This window comes from Pseudoalteromonas sp. DSM 26666 (genome assembly GCF_900116475.1).
Taxonomy (GTDB): domain Bacteria; phylum Pseudomonadota; class Gammaproteobacteria; order Enterobacterales; family Alteromonadaceae; genus Pseudoalteromonas; species Pseudoalteromonas tetraodonis.
Map to the genome: position 1 here is coordinate 165,577 of NZ_FPAR01000002.1, position 26,698 is coordinate 192,274.

24 protein-coding genes are annotated in these 26,698 nt (G+C 39.2%); 7 read left to right on the forward strand and 17 right to left on the reverse strand.

The window, feature by feature from the left end:
* The first annotated feature begins 3 nt into the window (after positions 1-3).
* Positions 4-312, forward strand: coding sequence for a VF530 family protein (locus BM380_RS04725; RefSeq protein ID WP_013463143.1), 309 nt, complete (start codon positions 4-6; stop codon positions 310-312).
* Between the two features lie 42 nt (positions 313-354).
* On the opposite strand, the gene BM380_RS04730 is transcribed toward BM380_RS04725, so the two are convergent.
* The 8 genes from BM380_RS04730 to BM380_RS04765 all read right to left on the reverse strand — a co-directional run bounded on the left by BM380_RS04730 (position 355) and on the right by BM380_RS04765 (position 12,280).
* Positions 355-1,977, reverse strand: coding sequence for a diacylglycerol kinase family protein (locus BM380_RS04730; RefSeq protein ID WP_024600939.1), 1,623 nt, complete (start codon positions 1,975-1,977; stop codon positions 355-357).
* A gap of 308 nt (positions 1,978-2,285) precedes the next feature.
* Entirely contained in the window at positions 2,286-2,906 is a 621-nt protein-coding gene (locus BM380_RS04735; RefSeq protein WP_008464339.1) for a TetR/AcrR family transcriptional regulator, read from the reverse strand.
* A gap of 138 nt (positions 2,907-3,044) precedes the next feature.
* Complete coding sequence (locus tag BM380_RS04740) at positions 3,045-4,454, reverse strand: efflux transporter outer membrane subunit (RefSeq protein WP_090493238.1); 1,410 nt, start codon at positions 4,452-4,454, stop codon at positions 3,045-3,047.
* Entirely contained in the window at positions 4,454-7,585 is a 3,132-nt protein-coding gene (locus BM380_RS04745) for an efflux RND transporter permease subunit (RefSeq protein WP_013463139.1), read from the reverse strand. The genes BM380_RS04740 and BM380_RS04745 overlap by 1 nt, the downstream gene beginning before the upstream one ends.
* An 11-nt stretch (positions 7,586-7,596) precedes the next feature.
* Complete coding sequence (locus BM380_RS04750) at positions 7,597-8,760, reverse strand: efflux RND transporter periplasmic adaptor subunit (protein WP_013463138.1); 1,164 nt, start codon at positions 8,758-8,760, stop codon at positions 7,597-7,599.
* 201 nt (positions 8,761-8,961) lie between these two features.
* Positions 8,962-10,251 carry a polyamine export protein PaeA gene (locus BM380_RS04755; protein WP_013463137.1) on the reverse strand — a complete coding sequence of 430 codons (1,290 nt, stop codon included), beginning with the start codon at positions 10,249-10,251 and terminating at the stop codon, positions 8,962-8,964.
* 120 nt (positions 10,252-10,371) lie between these two features.
* Entirely contained in the window at positions 10,372-11,025 is a 654-nt protein-coding gene (locus BM380_RS04760; RefSeq protein ID WP_254772052.1) for a substrate-binding periplasmic protein, read from the reverse strand.
* Positions 11,026-11,170: 145 nt separating this feature from the next.
* On the reverse strand, positions 11,171-12,280 hold the full coding sequence (locus BM380_RS04765; protein WP_013463135.1) for an arginase family protein: 1,110 nt from the start codon (positions 12,278-12,280) through the stop codon (positions 11,171-11,173).
* Between the two features lie 412 nt (positions 12,281-12,692).
* Between BM380_RS04765 and udp the strand changes: the two genes are divergently transcribed.
* Positions 12,693-13,448: a uridine phosphorylase gene (udp, locus tag BM380_RS04770; protein ID WP_008112319.1), complete on the forward strand. Its 756-nt coding sequence runs from the start codon at positions 12,693-12,695 to the stop codon at positions 13,446-13,448.
* On the opposite strand, the gene cdd is transcribed toward udp, so the two are convergent.
* Both cdd and ppc read right to left on the reverse strand, forming a co-directional pair.
* Positions 13,437-14,366: a cytidine deaminase gene (cdd, locus tag BM380_RS04775; protein ID WP_024600943.1), complete on the reverse strand. Its 930-nt coding sequence runs from the start codon at positions 14,364-14,366 to the stop codon at positions 13,437-13,439. The genes udp and cdd overlap by 12 nt on opposite strands.
* 122 nt (positions 14,367-14,488) lie before the next feature.
* Positions 14,489-17,134, reverse strand: a complete 2,646-nt coding sequence (ppc, locus tag BM380_RS04780; protein WP_090493241.1) for a phosphoenolpyruvate carboxylase — start codon at positions 17,132-17,134, stop codon at positions 14,489-14,491.
* A gap of 120 nt (positions 17,135-17,254) precedes the next feature.
* Here ppc and BM380_RS04785 point away from each other — a divergent pair, with 120 nt between their 5' ends.
* The 4 genes from BM380_RS04785 to BM380_RS04800 all read left to right on the forward strand — a co-directional run bounded on the left by BM380_RS04785 (position 17,255) and on the right by BM380_RS04800 (position 20,354).
* A complete protein-coding gene (locus tag BM380_RS04785; RefSeq protein ID WP_090493243.1) occupies positions 17,255-17,653 on the forward strand; it encodes a thiol-disulfide oxidoreductase DCC family protein in 399 nt (132 codons plus the stop codon).
* Positions 17,650-18,375, forward strand: a complete 726-nt coding sequence (locus BM380_RS04790) for an SDR family NAD(P)-dependent oxidoreductase (RefSeq protein ID WP_090493245.1) — start codon at positions 17,650-17,652, stop codon at positions 18,373-18,375. The genes BM380_RS04785 and BM380_RS04790 overlap by 4 nt, the downstream gene beginning before the upstream one ends.
* 11 nt (positions 18,376-18,386) lie before the next feature.
* The gene (locus BM380_RS04795; RefSeq protein ID WP_024600947.1) at positions 18,387-18,995 is read left to right on the forward strand and encodes a flavin reductase family protein; all 609 of its coding nucleotides are present in this window, start codon (positions 18,387-18,389) and stop codon (positions 18,993-18,995) included.
* Positions 18,996-19,133: 138 nt separating this feature from the next.
* Complete coding sequence (locus tag BM380_RS04800) at positions 19,134-20,354, forward strand: M24 family metallopeptidase (protein ID WP_090493247.1); 1,221 nt, start codon at positions 19,134-19,136, stop codon at positions 20,352-20,354.
* A gap of 286 nt (positions 20,355-20,640) precedes the next feature.
* Here the strand turns inward: BM380_RS04800 and BM380_RS04805 are convergent, their stop codons facing one another.
* From BM380_RS04805 to BM380_RS04830, 5 genes are all read right to left on the reverse strand, one after another.
* Positions 20,641-21,426, reverse strand: coding sequence for a tetratricopeptide repeat protein (locus BM380_RS04805; RefSeq protein ID WP_090493248.1), 786 nt, complete (start codon positions 21,424-21,426; stop codon positions 20,641-20,643).
* Positions 21,427-21,697: 271 nt separating this feature from the next.
* The gene (locus BM380_RS04810; RefSeq protein ID WP_090493249.1) at positions 21,698-21,895 is read right to left on the reverse strand and encodes a hypothetical protein; all 198 of its coding nucleotides are present in this window, start codon (positions 21,893-21,895) and stop codon (positions 21,698-21,700) included.
* A gap of 125 nt (positions 21,896-22,020) precedes the next feature.
* Positions 22,021-22,941, reverse strand: a complete 921-nt coding sequence (locus BM380_RS04815) for a hypothetical protein (protein WP_090493250.1) — start codon at positions 22,939-22,941, stop codon at positions 22,021-22,023.
* Between the two features lie 391 nt (positions 22,942-23,332).
* Positions 23,333-23,713, reverse strand: coding sequence for a hypothetical protein (locus tag BM380_RS04825; protein ID WP_090493259.1), 381 nt, complete (start codon positions 23,711-23,713; stop codon positions 23,333-23,335).
* 296 nt (positions 23,714-24,009) lie between these two features.
* Entirely contained in the window at positions 24,010-24,534 is a 525-nt protein-coding gene (locus tag BM380_RS04830; RefSeq protein WP_090493261.1) for a hypothetical protein, read from the reverse strand.
* A gap of 279 nt (positions 24,535-24,813) precedes the next feature.
* On the opposite strand from BM380_RS04830, the gene BM380_RS04835 reads away from it, so the two are divergent.
* The gene (locus BM380_RS04835; RefSeq protein WP_016899162.1) at positions 24,814-25,473 is read left to right on the forward strand and encodes a DsbA family oxidoreductase; all 660 of its coding nucleotides are present in this window, start codon (positions 24,814-24,816) and stop codon (positions 25,471-25,473) included.
* 37 nt (positions 25,474-25,510) lie between these two features.
* On the opposite strand, the gene BM380_RS04840 is transcribed toward BM380_RS04835, so the two are convergent.
* Both BM380_RS04840 and ppiC read right to left on the reverse strand, forming a co-directional pair.
* Positions 25,511-26,320 (reverse strand): substrate-binding periplasmic protein, encoded by an 810-nt coding sequence (locus tag BM380_RS04840; protein ID WP_028834138.1) that lies wholly within the window; start codon positions 26,318-26,320, stop codon positions 25,511-25,513.
* A gap of 77 nt (positions 26,321-26,397) precedes the next feature.
* The gene (gene ppiC / locus BM380_RS04845) at positions 26,398-26,676 is read right to left on the reverse strand and encodes a peptidylprolyl isomerase PpiC (RefSeq protein ID WP_008464312.1); all 279 of its coding nucleotides are present in this window, start codon (positions 26,674-26,676) and stop codon (positions 26,398-26,400) included.
* Positions 26,677-26,698: the final 22 nt, after the last annotated feature.

The following is a 26,698-nucleotide window of genomic DNA, read 5'->3' on the forward strand; positions in this document are numbered from 1 at the left end:
ACTATGAATAATCAACCAAAAAACCCGCTACATGGGATAACTTTAGAGCAAATTCTTGTAGAACTAGAGCAACGTTTAGGCTTTAAAGCAATGGGTGAACAAGTAAACATAAAATGCTTTACTGATTCTCCGAGTATCAAATCAAGCTTAAAATTTTTACGTAAAACCCCATGGGCAAGAGATAAAGTAGAAGCACTTTATATTCATACCATGAGTAATAAACCGCTACGAAAACCCAGAAATAAACCAAAACCAACAGAGCCCACGCAACCTGATACATCAGATTTTGTATGGCCCTCTATTAAAAAATAAATGAGTGCTAAATGGCGTAATATTTACGCCATTTTTAGTCAGTTAGTTTTGTTCTTGGCATATTACATTCAATGAAGCAGGGTGAATACTCACTACCACTTTATCGGCAGATTTAACCTCACCATCAATTACATAATCTAGCGTTTTATCTGCGCTTATCTCTACACGTTTTGCGTTAGTATAATGCGAGTTAATAGCAAAATGTGTTTGCGTGATACTGCTAAACATTAGCTCAGCAATACTCAATACTGTGGTTTCATTGTCTTTGTTTGGCGTTAACCAGTTTACGTCTAATAATCCATCACGGTGGTCGGGTTGTCCCCCACCTTGGGCTAAAAGGGTTGTAAATGGGGCAGCATTAGCGACAATAAAGCTATTTGTATTAATAGCTTCAGGCTCATTATCATCGAGTTTAACCATCAGCTTTTGCGCTTTATTCTCGCCAAAGGAATGTAAAAACCCATTTAAATAAGCAAGCTGGCCAGATTTATTTTTCGACTCTCTATCTGCTTTTTCAATCATTGCATGCTCAAAGCCAATGCCAATTAGCAATAACATCAAATCGTTATTACAATATGCGGTATCGATCAGGTTTGTCTGACCATCAATTATTAAATCGCACGCTTGCTCAACAGGAATAAATTTAGATTTTATTCCCATCAGCACATGGGCCAACGCATTAGCTGTCCCCAACGGTATAATTCCTAATCGACAAGACGTACCCACTAAAACACTCGCAACCTCAGTGACTGTGCCATCTCCACCGCAAGCAATTATAATATCAGGCTCGTGCTCTATAGCTTGTTTAGCCAATGTAATGCCGTTTTGTTCCGGTGTAGTTTTTAAAATGGTTAAATCATAATAAGCAGATAAACGTGTAACGATTAAATGCTCTTTTTCAGACCATAACTTAGTGCCTGATACAGGATTAGCAATTAAATATGCTTTATTTTTTATCAGTAGCTCACCTCTTCGGTGGCGCTTAACTAAATGGCGTAATTGGCGTTTATTAAGATTGGCTGTTTCACGTGTTTCTTTGATTTGAGCAAGAATGTCATGTACATCAGCTTCTTTATTTTGACTCAATAAATACGCTGCCATAACAAACACCGAACGTCCGCGACCTAATGCACAATGCACCACAACACGACGGTCTTTCTTTATATGGTGATGGATCCAGTTAATAGCTTGGTTTAACTGTGAATGTGTAGGTACACTATGATCAAGAACAGGAATGTTTAAATAACTGATATTTTCTTGGGTAGATGTCCATTCAAGGCCATCAAATTCACAAGTCACATCTAAAATAGCGGTAATGCCATTTTCTTTTAATGTATCTATATCAGAGGGAAACAAACGACATGCTAAAAATAAATTATCGTTTATTTGTTGAATTGGCGGTACCTTATCGTGTTTGCGTGACCATGCATTATAAATTTGTGCACCTAACAAAAAAGGAACAAATGCCCAACGAATGTAAAAAGGGATAACGCCATTTTCTCGCTTTCTGAATATTTTCCCCGCATTAAAAAAATAAGCACCGCTGACCAATATCAGCGACAGCGCCGTCCAAAAAAATGCAACCGCGAAGTAAACAGAATTAACCTTCAATCCCAGTACTATAAATACTAATGCTGTTACAAGATAACTGACTGCAGCCCACATGTGCTCTCCTTTAAGTTGGCAGCGCCATATTAGCGCCTTTAATATAGTCCTAACTTGCAAATAATACGCCAAAAAAGCAATTTATCTTGTTTGTTGTCGTTTCGCCACCGGCGTCGATGTCACATCAACTGGCTATAACCCACTGTTAATCATTGCTTTTTTAATATAAAAAGGAATGACTTCACGCTAAAACATCGTACTCAGTTTTTATTGATTACGCTTAAATAAAAGCAGCTTAATTTATATAACTCTTTCATATTTACAACAATATCAGTCAAATATTCATAGTTATTTAATGCTTCAACTTATTATTTATCAAATGGCATAAGTAATGTTTTCATCGCTGGGCGCAGTGCAATCAATACAGTTTCCTCGGTCAATTCAGGAAATAACATTTTTCGTAATAGCAGTCCGGCCATCACTGAGAAAATCACATTAATGCGGCTTTCGAGTTCTTGCTCTGAATGTGATTTTATTAAACTACTTTCACTGACTAATAAATCACGCATTCTGTTACGTGCTTGCGTATCAGCCTCGCGTAGTAATAAAGCGACTTTTTTGTTTCTACTGGCCTCTGCCATCATGTCTAAGTCAACTACGCAGGCCCCCGTGTCCATATGACGCTGCACACCATGGTGTAAGCCATCAAGTAACACTGTTAAAATATCGCCAGGTTGATCTTCAAACTCTTGAAATATGGAAAACATTTCTTCCATATCTTGTTCAATAATACTTTCAATTATGGCTTCTTTACTTTCAAAGTAATTATAAATATGGCCGGCACTCATCCCTGCTGTTTTAGCTATTTCTGCCATACCTGCGCCATGGTAACCTTTGCGACGAAAACAATCAGCAGCGGCGGTTAATACCTGCTCGCGACGCGCTTGTGCTTGCACCGGATCTAGGTGTTTTTTATTTTTAGGTTTCATTTGAAACTCCAGTATCGAGTCTCTCAACTCGAAATATTTAGCGTTTACTGCTTTGATCACAAAAAATAAACGCTAAACGGGCATTACTTTAATCACGCATAAAACCTTTTATTGTTAACAGGCTTTATGCGTACTAATTTACTTAACGGTTGAAGTAGTGGTCTGCCAGCCACCGCCAACCGCTTTGTATAAATTGATTTGGCTTGCAATCACAGCTTGTTGGCCCGTGATCAATTGCTGCCTTGCGCTATACCAAGTTCGCTGAGCGTCAAGCACTTGTAAAAAGCTATCAACCCCTTTGTCGTAGCGCGCCTGCGATAATTCAAAGGTTGTCTTTCGGCTTTGTAATAACTCCTCAAGAGCCATTAACTGTGCGTTATAGCCTTCTCTATCCGCAAGTACATCAGCAACTTCACGAAATGCTTGCTGTATTTTTTGCTGGTACGTTGCTACAGCAACTTGTTGCTCTGCGTTAGCGACATCTAAATTTGCTTGATTTCGACCCATATTAAAAATAGGTAAATTTACCGATGGCATGAAGCTCCATGTGCCTGAGCCTGCATCAAATAAATTACTTAAATCACGTGATGCAGTTCCTGCATTGGCAGTTAAACTAATGCTCGGGTAAAACGCTGCACGGGCAATACCAATGTTAGCGTTAGCGGCTAACAGCTGATGCTCTGCTGCTTTTATATCTGGTCGCTGCGTTAGTAAATCAGAAGGTAAACCCACAGGCACACTAGGCAAGTCTAATAAATAATTTAATGACTTACTTGGCAGTAAATCCTCACCTACCGTTTTACCTACTAATAAATCAAGCGCGTTTTTATCGCGTTTCACTAAACGTTGGTATTTAGCAATATCAACTTTCGCGGTGGCTACCGTACTTTTAAGTTGTTCCAGCGTAATTTTAGAAGCGGCACCTAAATCAACACTTTTTTGGGTTAATGATAAGGATGCTTGCTGCGATGATAACGTCTCTTGTGCCAACGCTAACAACTGTTGATCGGTCGCGTAATTTAACCAAGCATTAGCAAGCTCTGCAATTAACGACACTTGCATGGTGTATTGGCTCAGCTGAGTTGAATAAAGCGTTTGTAATGCTTGCTCTGACTGATTGCGTACTTTACCCCATAAATCTAACTCGTAAGCCGTCATGCCTACCGTTGCACTGTATTGAGAACTTATTTGTGGTTGACCACTTGCTGATAAATCGCTGGGTAAACGCTGACGACTTCCTGATGCATTAAAATCCATTGATGGATATAACGCTGAATCTTCAATCTGATACAAACCACGCACGCGCTGAACATTTAAAGCAGCTATTTGTAGGTCTTTATTATGTTCAAGACTTTGTGATATCAGTGTTTTAAGTTTTTCATCATTAAAAAACTGCTGCCATTTTAACGAGGACACCTGCTCATCCCCTGTCTCTGATGCATACGCATCAGGGACAGGTAAATTTAGCGCTTCTTGTTGAGGAGCTAACTGACATCCAGATAAAATTGCTAAAGTAAAAGCACTAAAACTGATTGCTCTTAATCTCATTATACTTCCTCCTCGGAGGTGGTTTTAGCCTTTCCTGAAAACAGTCTACGTACTAAAACAAAAAACAACGGTACAAAAATAACAACCAATGACGAGGCGGCAAGTGTTCCACCAATAATTGAAATACCTAATGCATTTTGTGCACCTGAACCAGCACTTGAGGCAATAGCTAATGGAAGCACACCACACACAAAGGCCATTGAGGTCATTAAAATAGGACGTAAGCGAAGGCGTACAGCGGCAATCGCCGAGTCCACTAAGCTTAAGCCTTCTTCCATTTTATGAATCGCAAACTCAACGATTAAAATGGCATTTTTAGAGGCTAAACCTATGGTGGTTAATAAACCCACTTGTAAGTAAATATCGTTTGATAAGTTACCCATAAAGGCGGCTACAATCGCACCAAAAATACCCAGTGGCACAATCATCATTACTGCAAATGGTACTGACCAACTTTCATAAAGCGCTGCTAAACATAAGAATACAAATAACAGTGATAATCCATATAACAACGGCGCTTGACCGCCACTTGATCGCTCTTGATATGAAATACCAGTCCATTCAGAAGCAATACCTTGTGGTAACTGCTTAACTAAACGCTCCATTTCATCCATGGCTTGACCTGTACTGTAGCCTGGCGCTGCACTGCCTTGGATTTCCATTGCTGAAAAGCCGTTATACCTTTCCAAGCGAGGCGAACCATAAGACCAATAAGAACTAGCAAATGCTGAAAATGGCACCATATCGCCGTTTTTATTACGCACATACCATTTGTTTAAGTCCTCAGGCACCATTCTCGCATCCGCTTGACCTTGCAGGTATACTTTTTTCACGCGACCACGGTCGATAAAGTCATTTACATAACTACTACCCCACGCCGTCGAAAGCGTACTATTAATATCACCTTGCGACACACCAAGCGCTTCTGCTTTTGCAAGATCAATATCCAGCTGTAACTCAGGCATATCTTCTTGCCCATTAGGGCGAACACCTGCCAATATTGGACTTTGACTCGCCATACCTAATAACTGATTACGCGCTTTTAATAGCTCATCATGACCTAAACCGACACGGTCTTGTAGAAACATATTAAAGCCATTTGCGGTTCCAAGTTCAACAATCGCCGGAGGTGGAAATGCAAATACAAATGCCTCTTTAATCGTTGAAAAATACCCCATGCCTTTTCCTGCAACGGCGCCCACTGATAGGTCGTCACGTTGGCGCTCATCCCAGTGCTTTAAGCTAACAAAGCCAATTGCTGAGTTTTGTCCAGAGCCTGCAAAACTAAAACCTGTTACCGTAAAAATTGAACTAACGGCTTCAGATTGATCTTCTAAATAGTGGTTTTCAACTTTTTTAACCACTTCAAGCGTTTGCTCTGTAGTAGAGCCTGCAGGAAGCATTACTTGGTTAAACAAAATACCTTGGTCTTCATCAGGTAAAAATGCCGTTGGTAAGTTTGAAAAAATAGCCACCATGCCGCCTACAATTAATGCATAGCTAAGCAAGTAGCGCTTAGAATGCTTGATCATGCGGCCAACAAAACCTTGCGCACCTTTATTGGTTTTATCAAAACCACGGTTAAAGCCTGAGAAAAAACGACCAATAAAGCTACCATCGGTGTGAACATGGCTAGGCTTTAATAACGTAGCACACAGTGCGGGAGTTAAAATAAGCGCAACCAGTACCGACAGCCCCATCGCCGACACTAAGGTAATAGAGAACTGACGATAAATAACCCCAGTAGAGCCACTAAAGAATGCCATCGGAATAAATACAGCCGACAGCACCATCGCAATACCTACCAGTGCTCCTTTAATTTCATCCATCGATTTTCGCGTTGCTTCAACCGCAGAGAGCTTTTCTTCGGTCATTAAACGCTCAACGTTTTCGACAACAACAATCGCATCATCTACGAGTAAACCAATGGCCAGTACCATCGCAAACATCGTGAGGGTATTAATGGAATACCCAAAGGTAAATAGAATACCAAACGTACCTAGCAATACGACAGGCACCGCAATGGTTGGAATAATAGTTGCTCTGAAGTTTTGTAAAAATAAGTACATTACAACAAATACCAAAACAACCGCTTCGATTAGGGTATGTACTACTTTTTCGATTGATAATGCAACAAAAGGAGTAGTGTCATAAGGCACAACCGCCTCTAAACCTTCTGGAAAAAATGGTTTAAGTTCTTCAAGTGCATCTTTTACACCTTGTGCTGTATCTAAGGCGTTTGCGCCACTGGCTAATTTAACCCCTAAACCCGATGCCGGTTTACCATTAAAGCGCGCTACAACACCATAGTTTTCACCACCGAGTTCAACATCAGCAACATCTTGTAAACGCACTACCGAACCATCGCTGTTGGTTTTAACTAAAATGTCTTTAAACTGCTCAGGTGTTTGTAATCGGCTTTGAGCCGTCACCGTTGCATTAAGCTGTTGACCAGCCAATGACGGCATGCCCCCGAGCTGACCTGCCGACACTTGCGCATTTTGTGCTTTTATTGCCGCAGAGATATCGTTTGGCGTTAGTTTATAACTTTGTAACTTAGCCGGATCGAGCCAAATACGCATTGCATATTGAGAGCCAAACAATTGTACTTCGCCCACCCCATCGACACGCGCTACAATATCTTGCACGTTTGATGACACATAATCACCAATGTCAATGTTGGTCATACTGCCATCTTGCGATACAAAACCAACAACGAGTAAAAAACTAGACGATGACTTAGCAACTACCACACCCTGTCGTTGCACTTCTTCAGGTAATAACGGCGTAGCTGTTGCTAGTTTATTTTGCACTTGTACTTGTGCAATATCAGGGTTAGTTTCTGCATCAAAGGTAAGAGTCAATGTTGCTGAACCACTTGATTCAGAGGTCGATGACATATACAACAAGCCATCTAAGCCTTTCATTTTTTGCTCAATAACCTGGGTCACCGAGTCCTCTAAAGTACGCGCAGAAGCACCAGGGTAGTTAGCAGTAATCGTAATAGCAGGCGGTGCAATTGACGGATACTGAGCAACGGGTAAACTTTTAACCGCAATAATACCTGCAAGCATCACCACAATAGCCAGTACCCATGCAAAAATAGGCCTGTCGATAAAAAATCGTGACATGAAATTCTCCGTTATTGGCTGTTATTTGCTGATGACTGTACTTGTGATGCAGCAACCGGTGCACCAGGGCGAATTTTCTGTAGCCCTTCTACAATCAATTGATCGCCATCAGCTAAACCGTCGGTTACCAACCAGTTAGCGCCCAAAGTACGCTCTACCTTTAATACACGGCTTTCAACGGTATTGTTTTTGCTAACAACCATAGCCGTAGGTTCGCCTTTAGTATTGCGGCTAACGCCGCGTTGAGGAGCGAGAATTGCATTAGATTTCACCCCTTCAACAACCTCAGCACGTACATACATACCAGGTAGCAATAGTTTTTCAGGGTTTGGAAACTTCGCGCGTAACGTTACCGAACCCGTACTTGGGTCAACCGTCACTTCAGAGAACTGTAATGTTCCCTTATGAGGATACGCAGAGCCATCTTCCATAATAAGTTCAACATCTGTTTGCGTGGTTGAATCAACCCCTAAAGAACCCGATGCCAATGCTCTTTTTAGCTTAGTTAGTTCATTACTTGATTGGGTTAAATCTACATAAATTGGATCAAGCTGAGTAACGGTTGCCAATGCTGTGGTTTGAGCTGCGCTGACTAGTGCCCCGACAGTGACACTTGATTTACTAATTTGGCCGCTAATTGGCGAAGAAACATGGCTATAATCAAGATTAATTTGCGCGCTTTGTAACTGTGCTTTCGCCGTTAATAGTTCTGCAGATGCTTGCTTGTATGCTGCATCGGCTTCATCAAAGTCTTGCTGGCTTACCGCTTTAATTTCTAGTAATTCTTTATAACGCGACGCTTTAGATTTACTGCTTGCAATACTAGCCTCTGCGCGCGCAACGGCCGCTTTGCTGGCTGCGAGTTCTGCTTCAAAAATGTCAGGATTAATTTGATAAAGCGCTTGGCCTTGCTCAACCTGTGTGCCTTCTTCAAATAACCGAGATTGAACAATACCACTGACTTGAGGACGAATTTCAGCAATTTGAAACGCACTAACACGCCCTGGTAATTCTTTTTTAAGTGTAATAGCTTGGCTTGTTAAGGTGACCACACCAACAGGTGTCGCTGCAGGAGCAGAAGCCTTAGGTTGTTCAGCTACCTGATCACAACCACTTAAAGCAACAGAACCAACGAGGGCCGAAAATACAAAAAAAGCGATGCGGGAACGCTGCATGTCAAATACCTTTTAGTTTAGAATGAACGATCATTCTAAACTATAGTACAGCAATTAAAAATAGCCACTGAGCAACATTTACACATTTTTACAATTGAATAGATAAGTAACACAAACAATAGCTGAGTTATTTAAGCAACACCCATAAAAAAAGCAGCCAATGAACTTTCATTGGCTGCTCTTAAGCTATGTTGGCTGTCATTATTCGTTGTCAGTATTAACTCTAGAGACTAGTAACTGCTCAATACGAATTCCTTCCACGTCCACAACTTCAAATTTAAAACCTGCAAATAAAACAAACTCTGCGCGTTTAGGAATATGTTTCATGGTATAAATTAAATATCCGGCCACGGTTTCATAATGATTTTGATCAGGAAATTCATCAATTTCAAGTACCTTCGCCAGCTCAACAATCGGGGTTAAGCCATCCACTAACCAAGAACTCGCGTCGCGTTCAATAATTAACTCTTCACTTTGATGAGTAATTAAATCGCCCATAAAACCTTTCATTAAATCTTTAACCGTAACAATCCCAACCACCAAAGCATACTCATTAACTACCACCGCAAAAGGATGCACAGCGGTTTTAAACGCATTTAACGCTTCAGATAAACTCAATGTTTCGGGCAAGTAAAAAATATCTTTATCAAGCATGTCATCGTTAATATTTGCCGCCTCACCTTTGAGTACTTGGCGTAAAATATCTTTAGACTCAACAGAGCCAATTAACTTATCAAGATTACCTTTGCACACTAAAAAGTGATTGTGCGGATGATCTATAATTTTATTTGCTATATCGTCGCTAGATTCATCAATATCAAAATAAACAATTTGCTCACGCGGTGACATAACGCTTGATAAGAAACGCGCTTCTAAATCAAATACATTTCCTATTAAATCATACTCTTGTTGCTGTAAACTGCCATATTCAGCACCAGCATCCATCATCGCAACAATATCTTCAGTGGTCACAATATCTTCACGTTCACTGGGCACTTTAAACACCCGTAAAACAATATTGGTTAAGCCATTAAAAAATAATACCAGTGGCGTGAGCGCAAAAGTAACCCAGCGCATAATTGTCACCACCCTCACGGCAACGGCCTCAGGTAAAATCATCGCTAAACGCTTTGGTAGTAAATCGGCAAATAAAATAAATAACGAGGTAATAATTAAAAACGATAATACAAAGCTAATTTGCCCAAGTAATGGACCTTGATAAAACAGCTGTAGTATTTCTTGCATGTAAGGAGACAATGCTTGCTCGCCAACAATCCCGCCTAATATCGCAATCGCATTGAGCGTAATTTGGATCATGGCGAAAAAAGCCCCAGGCTGCTCTTGCAGCTTTAAAACCGCCAAAGCGTGCACATTGCCCTCGTCCGCCATTACTCTTAACTTAATTTTGCGTGAAGCGGCAATCGAAATTTCTGACATCGCAAATAACGCACTCATCAAGATTAATAACGCAATCCCGATTAAATCACCCATTTATAACTCCAAAATAATCGCTTTTACAAGCAAAAGCAGCTGGATTATAGACGCTTTTATAGACAGGGCAATTGATATTTAAATAATATTAATAACTAATAAAAATCAAAAGCTTAATATTTATAGTTTAGACTCATATGAAGAAAAAGCCGCGCTAAGTTGTTGCTTTACGTTATCGGGTAGATTTTTATTACAGGCGAAATATAAAGGGGCTTGATGGGCATTGATGGGCATGAGTAATTCGAGTTGTAATTTATTTAATAAATGAGATTGTTCATGGTTTATTCGCTGCGCTGGTATAACAACTAAATCAATACTCGAACTTCGGGTTTGGATTATCTTAAAAATATTATCAAAACTACTAAACAGCATTAAATTTTCGTTTTCTTTAAAGCCCTTTGAAATTAAGTAATGATGGCTGTAGTTATCTTTTAAAACCGCAATACGGTATTGCTTTGCCTGCTCTAAATTAGTTAAGGAAATACCTTTGCTTTTAAGGGAGTAAAAATTAGTGTCAAATTGGGCAAGCTTAGCAAACCAAATAAAATTATGTTCCCGCTCAGGCGAACGAGAAATAGAAAATATACAGGTTTGGGGATCTCTCAGTGCAATATTGTAAGCCATACTCCAATCGTTTACAGAAATTGAATAATCAATACCTACGCTATCAAGCACTAATCGGACTTTATCGGCAGCATCACCTACTAAATTGTTATTCGCGTCCAGATACTGCGCAGGCGCGAAGTTCTCTGTTACAACAGTAAGTTTAGCCACACAATGATGACTTACAATGAGCAATAATACACAATACCACTTAGTCACAATAACCCACTATATAAAATTTAAGATGTTACTTTTTTGATAAAAGCAAATTTAATATAGCGGATTATTTACAAATAGCCAATTTTGACCTTTAGGATTAACGATTCATTGCTGCAATTAAGAATGCTGAAATTTTAGCGCCTTCTCTAAGCGTCGTCTCTGAGCTTGATTGACCCACTAATGAGCTGTCGGTAAACGGCGCGATTTCCATCATATCTGCACCGGTTATTGGAAACTCATCGGCAATGGCTGACAAAATATCAAGCGCATGCTGTGGTGTTAATCCATTTTCTTCAGGTGTACCTGTTGCTGAGGCAAATTGAGCATCTAGTGCGTCAATATCAAAGCTTACATACACTTCATCAACCTTGTCAGCCTTTAGTTGCGCGATTGTATCGGCAGCAACAGCGGCTGCGCCACGCTCAATAATTTCAGCAGCCCAGTGCTGTTTAACGCCAAAGGTACTTTCCCAATGTGATTTAGGCTTACCACTTGAGCGAATACCAAATTGAATTAAATGATGTGGCGCGGGTAAAAATTCTAAAATATGGGTACACCAAGAGCCAAAACATAAATCGATACCCAAACGCTCTACGAGTAAGTCGGTGTGAGCATCAAAATGAATAATTGCCGTACGTTTACCTTGCTCGCGTTTGGCTTTTAAATACGCTTTTGTTAACGGGTAACTAATAGAATGATCGCCACCAATACCAAAAATGCCTTTATCTTGGAATGTCGCATAAAAGCTGTCACATACATCTTCGGTAATAGACAGTGGACTTACGAAATGATCGTTATTGTCATTGCCATAAAGCGCTTTTTGGCAATTGGTAATTGTTGCTTCGTTTAAGTATTTATCGTGTAATAAATGCGGTATTACGCGCACATCACCTAAGTCAAATGAACGACACTGTGTTTGTTGGTCAATTAAAGCTGAACGTAAAAATAAAGGCCCCCAGTTTGCACCGCGTAAAATACCACCACCACAATCAGAGCTGATCCCCAGCATAACCGCTTTGTGGGGTGAGTTAGGTAATTCATTTAGCGAGTCACGCCATAAAGCATCGACATTTTCAGTTTGACCATATAATTTATTTCTGAGTGCTGCTTTGCGTTCTTTTGCCGTATTAACCGTGAATACACCGTCGCCAGGTGCACATAAACAGTGTTCAACTTTATTTTTAAATGCTTGAAATTGTGTGCTCATTGTAAACCCTTTTTCAATCTGAATATCTTGTCTATTATTGAGTAGTTATGCAAAACGACGAACGCTGAATAAATTAAAAATTAATTGTCTGTGGTTATAAAAATCACTGAACGTTGTGTTTTGCGAGGTTAGGTCAGCGGCAAAACAATACAAAACCTACTAACTAACCTTATGAATATAAACAATTTAAAATTTAGCTAACAACTCTTTTAGCTAGCTACTGGTTTGCTCTGAGGTATGAATATAGTGTCTGAGCAAACAAGTCAACTGGCTCATTTTGTTAGTAATTTTAGCCATTGATTGAATATTCAGAGTTGATGAATAAATCAATACGGACATCCGTCCTGTACTTCATTTAGGTTTCTCGTAATCATGTTAAATTGACAACAACTCTTATTAAAAAGGCTTAGTTATGGAAAAGGTATTTCACTTAGGACTGTGTATTGATGATTTAAAAGGTGCAAAACTGGCTATTGTTCCAGGGGATCCAGATCGTGCAGCACGCATTTCACAGTTCTTAGATAATCCAACCTGCCTTGCTCAAACGCGTGAGTTTCACATTTATTTAGGCCAATTAAACGGCCACTCAGTGGTTGTATGTTCAACCGGTATCGGCGGCCCTTCAACGTCAATTGCGGTTGAAGAACTGGCTCAACTTGGCGTACGTAGCTTTCTTCGCATTGGCACAACAGGCGCGATTCAGCCGCACATTAACGAAGGCGATATTTTAATTAGCCAAGCCTCAGTTCGTTTAGATGGCGCGAGTCAGCATTTTGCACCGCTGTGCTACCCTGCTGTTTCTGATTTTTTTGCCACTCAAGCGATGGTAAAAGCCTGTGAAAACCTAAACATCGATTTTCATATCGGTATCACCGCTTCAAGCGATACCTTCTACCCAGGGCAAGAGCGTTACGATACGCATTCTGGTTATGTTCCTAAGTCATTACAGGGTAGCTGTGAAGAATGGCAAAAACTAGGCGTGATGAACTACGAAATGGAATCGGCTACTTTATTTACTATGTGTGCCGCTCTTGGCCTACAAGCAGCCTGTGTTGCAGGTGTATTAGTAAATAGAACACGTCAAGAAATTCCTAACGTAGACCACGGCGAGATTGAGAAAAAATCGGTTGCCGTGGTACTTGAAGCCGCTAAAGTGTTACTTGGCTAATGTTGCACTAATAACCTCAAGTGTTGGCAAGCCAGTAAAGCTTGCTAACACAGCTTTTGCCACCCCTGATTGGTTTTCATGACCAGCCGTTTCTAATAACGTAACTGATTTAACTGTTTGCTTATCAAAGCTCAATCCTGCTAAAAACAACTGACTCACAGCACTTTGTAATGGCGATAAACTCGGGCTGTACGCTGCATTTTCTGCATAGCTGCCATAAAAATCACCGTTTTCAAACGTACTTATTTTTACTGCACTGTAATTTTGGCTGTATGGCACATAAGCCGCTAAAGCATAGCTCATCAGCTTTTCATCAAGTTGTTTGTTTTCAAAACAATTAGTTTGCTCTGCTGGGTTAAATAAGCTGTGCTCATTGCCTAAATCGGTTGGTCCAAATGAATGAGGTAATAACTCTGCCAATTTAAAGTTTTGTGCTGGCAGTAAAATATCAAGCTCTTTCGCATCAGCGAGTTCATTCATAAATTGACGACAGTACCCACATGGGACATCACTAATCGCTATTTTAAGAATTTTTTTACCGCCATTTAACCAGGCATTATTAATTGCAGATTGCTCACCGTGCACCACTAAACTAAGTGCTTGATGATCAAACTCAGCGTTAGCGCCAAAGTAAAAAGTGGTGTTTCCTTGTGAATCGAGCCCTTTTACAATTGCGCCGACATGAAATTTGGAAATAGGTGCAACGGAAAACTCTGAAGCCATAGGCACTAAGCCTTGTAATAATGCATCGTCGCTAACATTAAGCTCGGTGCAAAGCGCTTTAATATCGCTTGAATATAAAATACCGCGTTGAGTTTTTAATTGACTGCGTAGAGCTTGCGTTTGCGCTACGTTTAGAGAAATGTGTGAATTGCTAAGTGCTGTATTATGTTGCACTTTAAAAGTTGCTGAAGCCATAATAGTTTTTATTTGTTCAATGGCCAAGTAGTGTAAAAGGTTGGCAAACTAAATACCAGCCTATTCAACGTAAAAAAAGGGAACACGTCGTGTGTTCCCTCTAAAACTAATCTAGTTTTGGATTAACCTGTATTACGCATACCCGCTGCAATACCGGTCATAGTGATCATCAAGGCATTGTCTATATCATTTTCATTGCCTTTATCATCGCCGCGAGAACGACGTAATAACTCAACTTGTAATACATTAAGCGGGTCGGTGTATGGGTTTCTAAGCCCAATAGACTCTTTGATCCAAGGCTGATCAGCCAATAAGCTTTTTTGTGGGCTTAATGATTGCACTAACGTCATCGCCTCACCAAGTTCCTCTCGTAAGGCAACACCTAAAGGCTTATACATCTCTTCCACCAGCGCATTATCGTAATGCTCACTCAACCAGCTATCCGCTTTACTAAATACCATTTCTAGCATTTCTAAACGTGCTCTAAAGAACGGCCATTGCAAACTCATTTCGCTTAAGGTTTCAATCCCATATTTTTCAAGCGCGGCTTTAAGTCCACTTAATGCACCTAACCATGCAGGTAACATTAACCGGTTTTGACTCCACGCAAAAATCCATGGAATAGCACGTAAGCTCTCAACCCCTCCATTTGGATTTCGTTTTGCAGGCCTTGAGCCTAACGGTAGTTTTGACAGTTCTAATTCAGGTGTCGCCATTCTAAAGTAAGGCACAAAGTTTTCATCGTGGCGCACCACATTACGGTAATGCTCACACGACACATCGCTAATTAATGCCATTACTTCGCGCCACTGTGATTTAGGCTCTGGTGGTGGCAATAAATTACTTTGTAGTACCGCACCTGCATAAATATTTAAGCTTTGTAATGCCACATTGGGTAATCCAAACTTAAAGCGGATCATCTCACCTTGCTCTGTTACCCTAAGCCCGCCTTTTAACGACCCCGGCGGCTGAGAATGCAATGCTTGTGCAGCAGGCGCACCACCACGTCCAACCGTACCACCACGTCCATGGAATAAAATAAGCTCAATACCGCGTTCATCCGCTAGTTGTACGAGCTTATCCATTGCCTCATATTGTGCCCAACCAGCAGCCATCATGCCTGCATCTTTGGCTGAGTCTGAATAGCCAATCATTACATTTTGGGTGTTTTTAATGTGTCCACGGTACCACTCGTTATTTAAAAGCGTAGTGATGACGTTGTGGCCATCGTTTAAATCATCCAAGGTTTCGAATAAAGGCGCCACAGGCAGTTCAAAACCACAGCCAGACTCTTTAAGTAATAGCTGCACTGCTAATATGTCAGAGGCAGTTCGTGCCATAGAGATAATGTATAAACCAAAGGTTTTTTCATCTTGCTGTGCAATAATATCAAAGGTGTCGAGCACCTCTTGCACTTCTGGACTTGGTTGCCAATGCCTAGGAATTAGCGGACGACGTGAATTGAGCTCTGTCAGTAAAAAAGCTTGTTTGTCTTGCTCTTCCCACTGATTGTAATCGCCAATACCTAAATGACGGGTTAACTCAGAAAACACATCGCTGTGTCTTGACGAATCTTGTCGCACATCCAGTTTTGCCAAACGCAAACCAAAGCTATTTACACGATGGATCACATCTAATAGCAAGCCATCAGCAACCACTTGCATATTGCATTTTAATAATGAGCGATAACACACCTCAATTGGGTGCTTAATTTGGTTAATATCAGTAATTAAATCTTGCGACTCAGTACGCTTATTTTTAATTTTAGCGCTTAAGTACATTACTGTTTCAGCCACTTGATTTTTAAGCTCTTTAAGCACGGCTCGATAAGGTTCAAACTCTTGCCCTGCCAGTTTAATAAGCTCATCGCTGGCATCAGACATAGAAAGTTCAGCACACAAAGTTTCTAAATCACGCTGGTATAAATCCAGCGCCATCCAACGGCCATGATCGAGTACTTGCTTTGTCACCTCGGCGGTTACAAACGGGTTACCATCTCGATCCCCCCCCATCCATGACGTAAATTCTATCGGACTGTAGTTAGCTGGTAGCTCAAGGCTCAAATGCTGTTTAACATGCTGGCTAAACTCACGTAAAAAACGTGGCACGGCATCCCATAAGCTATTTTCAATTACCGCATAGCCCCATTTAGCTTCATCAACAGGGCTTGGGCGAGAACGACGAATATCGTCAGTATGCCAAGCTTGGCTAATTAGCTGCGCAATTCGATTTAATATCGCTTCGCGCTCTTGCGCAAGGTTATCGGTGCGCTCAAGTGATGCTAAACAGTCGCTTAGTTCAACATGTTTGTTAATAATAGTACGGCGAGTCACTTCGGTTGGGTGAGCGGTTAGTACTAAGTTTATGTGGAGTTTTGAGAGTGTGTCGGCTAAATGATTATGATTAAGCTGACCTTGTTCGGCCTTTGCTGCTAACGTTTTTAATGTTTGAGTGAGAGGATTTAGTTGGCAAAAACCAACATCATTAAAACGTGATACGGTATGAAACTGCTCTGCAACATTAGCTAAGTTTAAAAAATGATTAAATGAACGGGCAACCGGTAAAAGCTCCTCATCACTGAGCGCATGGAGTACATCAATTAACGCTTGGCGATCGGCTTCATTGCCACTGCGAGATGATTTTGATAAAGCCCGAATTTCTTCTACTTTATCTAAAATCTCTTGTCCTTGGGCATCTTTAATAGTTTGTCCTAATAATTGACCAAGTAGATTAACATTACCTCGCAAGGCGGCATATTGTTCACTCATTTCTAGCTCTCCTTCGTTTCTTGGAGACCTATTAATATCACTAAGAGGGAATATTTAATAGATCCATTTGCATTGTCTTGTCGTAAAAAAGCATATGTAAAATAAACACAAAGCGATAACATGATCATTTTTTACGATGGCAATTGCCCACTGTGCAATGCAGAAATGCAACATTTAAAACGTGCCGATGTTGATCATAAAATTACACTAGAAGATTTAAACGCGGATGATTTTAGTGAGCGTTTTCCCGCAATTGATAAACAAAATGCCATGGATTTATTGCACGCCCAAACTGATAAGGGGCAGATGATTTACGGCTTAGACGTCACTTATCAAGCTTGGCGCACCGTTGGGAAATACCGTTGGCTTAAAATAATTCGTTTGCCCGTAATTCGCTTTTTTGCCGATCATGCTTACACTTTTTTTGCAAAATACCGCCATCATATAAGCCGTTTTTTAATGCCCAAAGCGCAGTGTAGTAATGGTCAATGCAATATCAAATCTAAAGGTGAAAAATGAAAACAGTGATTTTATTTGGCGCCAGTAGCGCCATTGCACAATCCTACGTAAGTCATTTAAATCAGCAAGCAGCACAATTTAATATAATTTGTGTCAGCTCATCGAATATTGAGCATAATGATGACAAGGTAACCTATTTCCACAGCGACTACTCGGCGCAAAGCCTAAAAAAGCTAACCGAGTCGTTAAAATCTCAGCAAGTTGATATAGCTCAAGTGATTATATTTAATGGTCAATTACACAACGACCAGCACATGCCAGAAAAAAAGCTTGAAGAAATCAACAGTGATTATTTTATGCAGCTTATGCACTCTAATACGCTTGTACCCCTGCTGTGTTTGCAAAGTATAGTGCCGCTGCTTAATCATAAAACTCACTGCACAATTACTGCTTTGAGCGCTCGTGTAGGCAGTATTAACGACAATAAATTGGGTGGCTGGTATACCTATCGCGCATCAAAATCAGCACTTAATATGTTATTTAAAACAGCCGCCATTGAACTTGCTCGTCGCGCTAAAAATACCAAACTTGTTTTATTTCACCCGGGTACTACAGATACACAGCTCTCTAAGCCATTTCAGAAAAATGTGCCCGCAGATAAACTGTTTACCCCTGACTTTGTTGCTCAGCAATTATTTAAATTTACTTACGAAAACCCACAGCTAGAACTCAACGGCGAACCTGCCTACCTAGATTGGCAAGGAAACACCATAAAATGGTAAGGAACAAACACATGCATTTTTCGAAAGACCGCATAGCCGCACTTGAAAAACATACCCGTACACACTTTATCAACTCACTTTCAGGGTTTAAAAGTGCAAACTTAATTGGCACACAAGACTTACAAGGTAATACTAATCTAGCCATTGTCAGTTCAGTTATTCATTTAGGCGCACACCCACCGCTAGTAGGCATGATAATGCGCCCGCACAGCGTACCAAGGCATACATTCGAAAATATTATAGAAACAGGCGTTTATACTATTAACCAAGTAAATAGTGATATTTACCAGCAGGCACACCAAACATCGGCACGTTACGCTAAAGATGAGTCTGAGTTTGATGCAACGGGTTTAAAAACAGAGTACTTAAACGACTTTAAAGCGCCTTTTGTTGCACAAAGCCGACTAAAATACGCAGTAAAATTTGTAGAGAATCAGCATTTAGCTGTTAATGGCACTGAGCTGGTTATTGGCGAAATAATGGATGTTTATGTAGATAAATCAGCACTCCAAAGTGATGGCTTTTTAGACTTACAAGCCATCGATACCGTTGCAGTAACCGGATTAGATAGCTACCACACGGCGAATAAGCTCAATCGTTTACCCTACGCGAAAAAATAGACCAAGGTTATCAAGTCCTTGGGAATGAGGGACTTGATAACTCCCCCTATTTGTTTAATCCCTTGTTCACTAATCGCAATTAATTTGAATTGAACGCATTTAGCCTACACACTATGCAAAATTTTGTAGGAGAAATATATGACCACAGTTGGTATTGGTACACACACACCCGAACAAGCACTTGCTAGTTTAAGCAATATGACCCACTCAATAACGCCAATTCAGGCCGATGAGTATTTAGTGCGTATGGCAAAAGCGCAAGCTTATATGCAAGCTAATAATATTGATGCGATATATTTAAATGCAGGTACCAACTTAACGTATTTTACCGGTATGAAATGGTACGCTAGTGAACGACTAGTCGGCGCTATTTTACCCGCCATGGGTGAGGTGCAATACATTGCCCCCCATTTTGAAATTGGCTCTTTAAATGGCTTTAAAGTCATTGATGGCCCAATACACGGCTGGCAAGAGCATGAAAACCCATTTGAGCTATTCGTTAAAGTGCTGAAACAGCTTAATATTAGCGACACCGCTACCGTGGGTATTGATGAGAGCGCACAGTTTTTTATTTTTGATGGCATCAATAAAGCCAGTTCAGGATTAAAACTAGTTAACGCACAACCTGTAACCGCACATTGTAGAATGCATAAATCAGCCAATGAATTAGCATTAATGCAATGCGCCATGGATATGACTTTAGCGGTTCATCAGGCTACGGCGAGCATGCTTTATGAAGGAATTAGCACCGTAGAAGTCGAAGAATTTATAAAAAAAGCGCATCAAAAAGTAGGTGCCCCGGGAAATTACTTCTGTATTGTATTGTTTGGCCTTGCTACCTCATTCCCACATGGTGTAAAAGATCCACAAATTTTGAAAAAAGGCGACATGGTGCTTATCGATACTGGATGTAAAGTGCACGATTACCTGTCTGATATTACGCGTACTTATGTATTTGGTGAAGCAACCAGCCGCCAACGCCTATTTTGGGATTTTGAAAAAGCGGCCCAGTTAGCAGCTTTCAATCAAGCCGCCCTTGGCGAAACCTGTGAATCGGTTGACGAAGCAGCTCGCAGCTACTTAGCAGCTCAAGGCTTAGGCCCTGAATACCAAACACCAGGTTGCCCACACCGCACAGGCCATGGTATTGGCTTAGACATTCATGAATGGCCATACTTAGTGGGCGGCGATAAAACCCCGCTTGCCACAGGCATGTGTTTTAGTAACGAGCCAATGCTGGTTATTCCAGATGAATTTGGTGTGAGATTAGAAGATCACTTCTATATGACAGATGACGGCCCGCGTTGGTTTACCCAGCCAAGCCACAGCATTGACGACCCATTTGGCTTAAACAGCTAACCTGAAAACATTCAATAAAAGAGCAGCACTTTCGTTGCTCTTTTTAGTTTACCTTGAGCTAGCCCAGCTAATTTTTTATAAACTAAGCAAATAGTTTAATTCCTCTTGCTATCTTTTATATTATTAATTTAAACATAACTTGAACCAGTATAAACAAAATAAACTTTAGCCTTGTAAAACAACTTCGTACTTATCTAGGAGCACTTTAATTGTTATACACCAGCTTCATTGACTGAGGATATTCTAGAGAAATATACCTAGAGGTAATATTAAAAAGCACCTGCTATTAGTGTTTTTTGTTAGCTTTTATTAAATCAATTTCATCCAATAACCTTATCGCAAAACTGTGCCCCTCTCTGGCAGCCAAGTTCAAATAATGGTCTCTTTTTATTTCATTATAAATAGGAGAGTTTGACAACCCATATATTCCAGATAGTAAATAAAACTTCTCCCCTTTGAGTGATTTAAAATTGTAGTCTATTAAAAATAAAGCAGCTGCCTGTGCTTTTTTATCACTTTGTTCAATTAAACTTATATTAAATAATGTATCAGCATACTGAATAGCGCTTTCCTCACTACCGCTTTTAGCAGCATAACTTAAAAGCTTGAGTATATGATCTTCACCCTTATACTTGCCGATTCTATACATTTCATACAAGTTTAGTATTGCATCAACACTCCCCCTATCAGATGCGAATTTAAGGTATTTAATGCCGTTTTCAATATCTTTAAGTGGACTATCATCTACTAAAAGTGTTCCTAACAAATAGGCAGCAGATATATCTCCATTCTCTGCTGGTATCTTTAAGTGATGGTATGCTTTATCGTTATCTTTATCTAAACCATAATCACCAAAGTAATAAATAACCCCGTATAAATAATTAACCTTAAGTGGATTAGTAACTTTGCTGCGCTCCAATACATATAATATTTGAGAAACGTTTAGTCGCCTATTATGTAAAATATCATTTTCAACCATTTCAATTGTTACATGGTGCTCTTTTTCGAAACCTTTACCTGAAACAATATTGCTAACTAATAAAAAAAATAATATTAGAATTTTTTCCTTCATTCAGCTACGTCTCCTCTAGTAGCATCTAACCTTAGAATTTCAAGCGTCAAGTTCCAAGGTGTATTACTGTTTTTAATGATAGGATATTCATATTTGACATAAGGTTGTAAGCCAGCTGCTATAATATTTACCTCGTCTTCCTATCACTCCAGAGCTATTCATATAACCTTTAGTAGTAAGAGATTTCAATCCCGCCTCTACTCACAGGGGGCAGGTTCGTTGCTTCACAATACTACTCATATGCTAATCCCTGAACAATCATGACAAAGTATTATGAAGCAAGTGATCTGACCCCTATTATTTTTTCTTCGTTAGCATTAATACGCACAAGCAACCCTGAACTAATACTGGTAATATTTGTGATCTTCCCACTAACATGGCCTTTGCCAACAACTGCAACTGCAACTGCAATTGCAATTGCATCAGCAGAAAATAAAACACTAATAAATACAAACACTCTTAATAACACTTAATTTAATATCCTTATTAAAATAACTATTATGATAAAAAGGCAAAAAGAGAGACCTGACCCTATTTTTCCTTGATCCCTTTGGCTTTCTTTATACCTATTTATTTGTTCTTATGGTGATCCCATTAACTTTTTGACTTCAACCATGTCTTGATTTTATCTCTCTTCGATTCAAGTTTTATCTCCAAGCTATCGATTTTTTCTTTCGAGATCCCTACAACCTCGTATATTTCTCTAGCTCTTCCATATTCACTTTTATTTATTAAATTATTAGAACAATTATTTAATATTGTTTCGTAAATTATGAGTCTCCCTTGAGATGCAGACTCTACAAATTTTACATATTGCTCAGCGGTCATTGACTCACAAAACTTTATATTTAAGTCTAGAATGAAACTTATATCTATTCTGTCTAGGCCTTTCATTTTTCTCAAAAAAAAGTCAAACCCCTCTACATAATATGAATTTAGGATACTATTTTTTATATCCGTTCCTAATGATTTGTAGAGAACATTTTTTTTATTCTTTTCAAAAAAACTTCTTGGAGTAGATCTTTCAACAAATGTTTTAAATTCAGTTATTGCTGTAATTTCATTTTCCAATAACTTTGTTAAATAACTTTTCATTTGCCGATTACTGTAAGGTAATAAAAGCTGAAATAAATGAGTATCTATATAAGCAACAGCCCACTCAAAGCAATCTAAGGAGTCAACTCTATCGAACTCTAATATATAACCTTTACTAAGTAATATTGTAATTTTTTTGTAAGCTTGAAGCTGACATAAACCTTGTGCATATGGTGTAGGCGTATTGTAATTTCCTTTAAGTTCATCATAAAGATCCAATACCTTGTTATTAAGCTTATTAGTATAAAGAAAATAATGGGCAATCAACGGTAAATTATCTATATAAAGCTCCGTAGCTTTCACCTTATCTTCTTTCGCTTGGGTTAATAAATCAATATAAATGATATCTTGAGCAGCCCCAAAAGTAGCATTACAATAAACCAACAAATTAATAAAAAGTACAAACTTTATCCTCCGCATCCAACAACCACCTTTTTACTAATTGAGCATGCCGCCGCCGCTCGGTAATACGTAAATGAAGCACTTACTATGGATGGCGCAAATCCATTTGATAGATACCAACCTGTTCCTTGTAACTTCATAGTTGGAAAATTTATTACAGTCATTTCATTTTTCAGAGTAAATCTAGGTTTTGGGCTAGATATACCAATTGGTGTCCACACTTTCTTAGCTGCTTCATCTAAACAAATTTGCATTGCTGAGCAATTTACTTTTTTCGCAGAATCTTCCCCCCAAAAGCTTATATCTGCTTGCCCACCTGAACTAGGATATCTAGTGTTTATATACCATCAGAATCCTTATCAGCGATTTGGCGACCTAAGTCTTCCATGATTTGTTTTTTAGGGTCTCACTAATAATTTTTTAATTCATTCGCTACAAATTTAATAGCACTTGTTACGGCTCCGTTAACAAATTTACCACCTGTTATTTTTGAGACAGTCCCTCCAGCAAGAGCTTGAAGAAAGACACGGCTCGGCGAATTATTAGTATTTACTTTTCCTTTCATTATACCAGCAGTAACAAACCCATGACCGAAATTACTATCTTGAACATCAGATATGATCCCACCAGCGGCTGCATGAACTGTCATTTGAGTACCTGTATTCTCAATACCATACTCTTTAAAGCTGCCGCCTATTGCGCCAAAAGCAGCCCCAGAAAAAACACCTGACAAAGCGCCTTTTAATGTACCAGATGCAATTGCACCAGCCATAGTAACGGAAGTAGTCATTCCTGCACTAATAACCCAGCTCGTTGCTCATCCGCTGGCAAGACCGGCGGAAAATAGGTTGTGGCAACGGCAATTATAGCCTTCCAATATTTCTTAACAAACTTTCCTAAAACTTTGGAAAATACCCGCTCGCCAGCAGGGTTAGGTCTTGCACCTTGCCTTCTACTATGAAAGTCAAAAAGAGAGACCTGACTCTACTATCTCCTTAACCAATTAAATAATGATTACCGTGAGTGCTTGTGGCTTGGATAAAAATGTGGGGTTCCCTCAGGATCTGATCCTATTTATTCCTTGGTTTAATCATCAGGTAAGGTAAGTAAATCATCAACTATTCCTAACTTACTAAGCAATGAAATGAATCTTGACTTTTTTTTATCTATCACATATTGCGCATCCATAACTACCGAAAAAACAACGTACTCAATCCCTTTTTCAAAATTCAATCTATCTCTTTTTATTAGCGTAGTGTAAGTTTTGACTTCAAGAGGTTTAAATATTATATCTTCCTCAAGTGGCGAAAACTCTACATTTTTAAACGATAATGGGTTGTCAAACGGGTTATTCGTTAAATACACATCTTTTGCTCTATAAAACTTAAAAGCATGCTCAGTAAAATGAGTTTCATCAAAATAATTTGAAATTACTTTAATTTCAAATGCCGTATTATTTCTTAAAACAACACTCGTATTGCAATATACCAAATCGCAAATAGTATATACTACGGCTTCAATAGCTTTAGGTGGTTTTTCAATCGTATTTGAAAAGCATAGCTGTGAATTAACCATTAAACATAATAGAGCTAAAAATCTATATTTTGACATTCTATTTCCTTATGACTGCAAAGTGACCATTCAAGCTTATACATGGATATAAAGCAACCTAGTTCATTAGCTGCAATAAGTGTTTTATAGTGTATGCGTTTAGTTGAAAGGCTTTATAGACAAACTACATTTAATCACTGCTAAGCAAACTAACTGATAATTAAATACCATGACTAACTTTAAATAAATTAGTTAGCAATTTATTTTTTACACTAGTTGATTAATAACATGCTATCCCAATATCCATTGTTATTAAAAAGCAATCCTTCAAGGATCCCTATGAAAAACTTAAAAATTGATATCGTCTCAGATGTAATGTGCCCATGGTGTATTATTGGTTACAAGAACTTAGAAACCGCCTTGGCAGAATTAAAAGACGAAATGAGTGCGGATATTACATGGCATCCTTTTGAGCTTAATCCAGATATGCCACTTGAAGGGCAAGACTTAAACGAGCACTTGCAGCAAAAATACAGTTTAACTGAAGAAGAAAGCGCGCGAAATCGTCAAAACATGGCGGATGCGGGTGAACGAGCTGGGTTTACCTTTAATTTTGACGGTAAACGCATCATGATCAACAGCTTTGATCTACACCGCTTGCTAATGTGGGCGCGTGAAGAAGGCAAACAAACTGAGTTAAAACTGGCGTTTTTTGAAGCACACTTCACCGATTTAAAATATTTAAATCAAGAAGATGCGTTACTGGATGTGGTAGAAAAAGTCGGCCTTAACAAAGACACAGCCAGAGAAATTTTACACTCAGATAAATACGTACAAGCGGTACGCCAAGAGCAAAATAACTTTAAACAAATGGGAATAACCTCAGTACCTACTTTCATTATAAATGATAAGTACGCGCTTACCGGTGGGCAACCGAGTGAATCGTTTATTCAAGCACTTAAGCAAATAAGTGAAGAAGAAGCCAAGCAGGAGCAATAATTTTTCGGGTTAGGCTACATTTTGCGGCCTAACCTTATTAATTTTTTAAGTTAAACACCCGTCTGTTATTTAAATTAAGCCCGTCCTCAACATCACGATAATAGTGCTCATAAAGCGCATTTAACTCGCCGCTATCTGCTAACTTTGTTAAGCCTTGCTCTAATAACTCAATGATTGCTTTGTTATTTTCGTTTGCGTAAAAATAATAGTAATTATCGTATTGCAGCATAATATGAGGCTCAATAACAAAGTTATACTGAGGATGTTTACGTATTTCGGCTTTTATAGCAGTTACTGAACGCGGAAAATAATCGCCAAGTCCTTCATCTAACGCTTTTAACATGCTTTCATAACTCAAATCACCATTAACTGTTAAGCCATTGTTCTTTAATACATAATAATCAGACCAACTTTGCTTTTGTAAGGCTATGAACGGCTTTAGTTGTTCAAGGGTTTTTATATCTGAAAATTCGCCCAACCGGCTTTGTTTAACCATGAGCAAGCGCTTTGAATGCAGCCCATTATAAATAGGATAACTTGTGCGGATTAAATGTCTTTGCTCTGCAAGGGAGTTTGGCAAAGTTAACCAAGCTAAATTAACATCATCGTTACGTGTGAGCTCTTCTAAAATTCTTTTAGTATTCATTGGCTCAAGACTATAAGCAATATTGAGCTTTACATTAACCTTTGCAAAGCTCTTTTCTAATAATGTTAAAATATAGTGGTTTTTTGGTATGTCTTGGGTGCTTGGTTTGCCAAGCTTAAGGGTGATCGTTTGCTCAGTGCTACTGGCAAAAAATGACACTGCCATTAAAATTAAACTGCAGCATAAAATAATAAGCTTCATAGTTATTCCAAGTTGCTTTAGCAATGTAACAAACTAAACAAATGATAAGTATAGCGGCAACTTAAAATTGCGTTAGTTTATGTACGATAAAGCACCTTAATCACATGCCAACCAAATTTCGTTTTTACTAAATGCGGTTCTAAAATTGCACCACTAAAGGCAACCTTATCAAACTGTGGAACCATTTGGCCTCGTCTAAACTCACCTAAATCACCGCCTTTTTTACCCGATGGGCATGACGAATACTTTTTAGCTAAAGTTTGAAACTTTGCGCCTTTGCCTAATTGCTTGATGATGTCTTCTGCAATCTCTTTATGTTTTACTAAAATATGCAGTGCGTGCGCCGTATTTGCCATGTAAGTGCCTTTTTAATGCTTA

Coding starts and splice junctions, on each gene's coding strand:
- BM380_RS04725 (WP_013463143.1), top strand. CDS start 4: ATGAATAATCAACCAAAAAACCCGCTACATGGGATAACTTTAGAGCAA.
- BM380_RS04730 (WP_024600939.1), bottom strand. CDS start 1,977: ATGTGGGCTGCAGTCAGTTATCTTGTAACAGCATTAGTATTTATAGTA.
- BM380_RS04735 (WP_008464339.1), bottom strand. CDS start 2,906: ATGAAACCTAAAAATAAAAAACACCTAGATCCGGTGCAAGCACAAGCG.
- BM380_RS04740 (WP_090493238.1), bottom strand. CDS start 4,454: ATGAGATTAAGAGCAATCAGTTTTAGTGCTTTTACTTTAGCAATTTTA.
- BM380_RS04745 (WP_013463139.1), bottom strand. CDS start 7,585: ATGTCACGATTTTTTATCGACAGGCCTATTTTTGCATGGGTACTGGCT.
- BM380_RS04750 (WP_013463138.1), bottom strand. CDS start 8,760: ATGCAGCGTTCCCGCATCGCTTTTTTTGTATTTTCGGCCCTCGTTGGT.
- BM380_RS04755 (WP_013463137.1), bottom strand. CDS start 10,251: ATGGGTGATTTAATCGGGATTGCGTTATTAATCTTGATGAGTGCGTTA.
- BM380_RS04765 (WP_013463135.1), bottom strand. CDS start 12,280: ATGAGCACACAATTTCAAGCATTTAAAAATAAAGTTGAACACTGTTTA.
- udp (WP_008112319.1), top strand. CDS start 12,693: ATGGAAAAGGTATTTCACTTAGGACTGTGTATTGATGATTTAAAAGGT.
- cdd (WP_024600943.1), bottom strand. CDS start 14,366: ATGGCTTCAGCAACTTTTAAAGTGCAACATAATACAGCACTTAGCAAT.
- ppc (WP_090493241.1), bottom strand. CDS start 17,134: ATGAGTGAACAATATGCCGCCTTGCGAGGTAATGTTAATCTACTTGGT.
- BM380_RS04785 (WP_090493243.1), top strand. CDS start 17,255: ATGATCATTTTTTACGATGGCAATTGCCCACTGTGCAATGCAGAAATG.
- BM380_RS04790 (WP_090493245.1), top strand. CDS start 17,650: ATGAAAACAGTGATTTTATTTGGCGCCAGTAGCGCCATTGCACAATCC.
- BM380_RS04795 (WP_024600947.1), top strand. CDS start 18,387: ATGCATTTTTCGAAAGACCGCATAGCCGCACTTGAAAAACATACCCGT.
- BM380_RS04800 (WP_090493247.1), top strand. CDS start 19,134: ATGACCACAGTTGGTATTGGTACACACACACCCGAACAAGCACTTGCT.
- BM380_RS04805 (WP_090493248.1), bottom strand. CDS start 21,426: ATGAAGGAAAAAATTCTAATATTATTTTTTTTATTAGTTAGCAATATT.
- BM380_RS04815 (WP_090493250.1), bottom strand. CDS start 22,941: ATGCGGAGGATAAAGTTTGTACTTTTTATTAATTTGTTGGTTTATTGT.
- BM380_RS04825 (WP_090493259.1), bottom strand. CDS start 23,713: ATGACTACTTCCGTTACTATGGCTGGTGCAATTGCATCTGGTACATTA.
- BM380_RS04830 (WP_090493261.1), bottom strand. CDS start 24,534: ATGTCAAAATATAGATTTTTAGCTCTATTATGTTTAATGGTTAATTCA.
- BM380_RS04835 (WP_016899162.1), top strand. CDS start 24,814: ATGAAAAACTTAAAAATTGATATCGTCTCAGATGTAATGTGCCCATGG.
- BM380_RS04840 (WP_028834138.1), bottom strand. CDS start 26,320: ATGAAGCTTATTATTTTATGCTGCAGTTTAATTTTAATGGCAGTGTCA.
- ppiC (WP_008464312.1), bottom strand. CDS start 26,676: ATGGCAAATACGGCGCACGCACTGCATATTTTAGTAAAACATAAAGAG.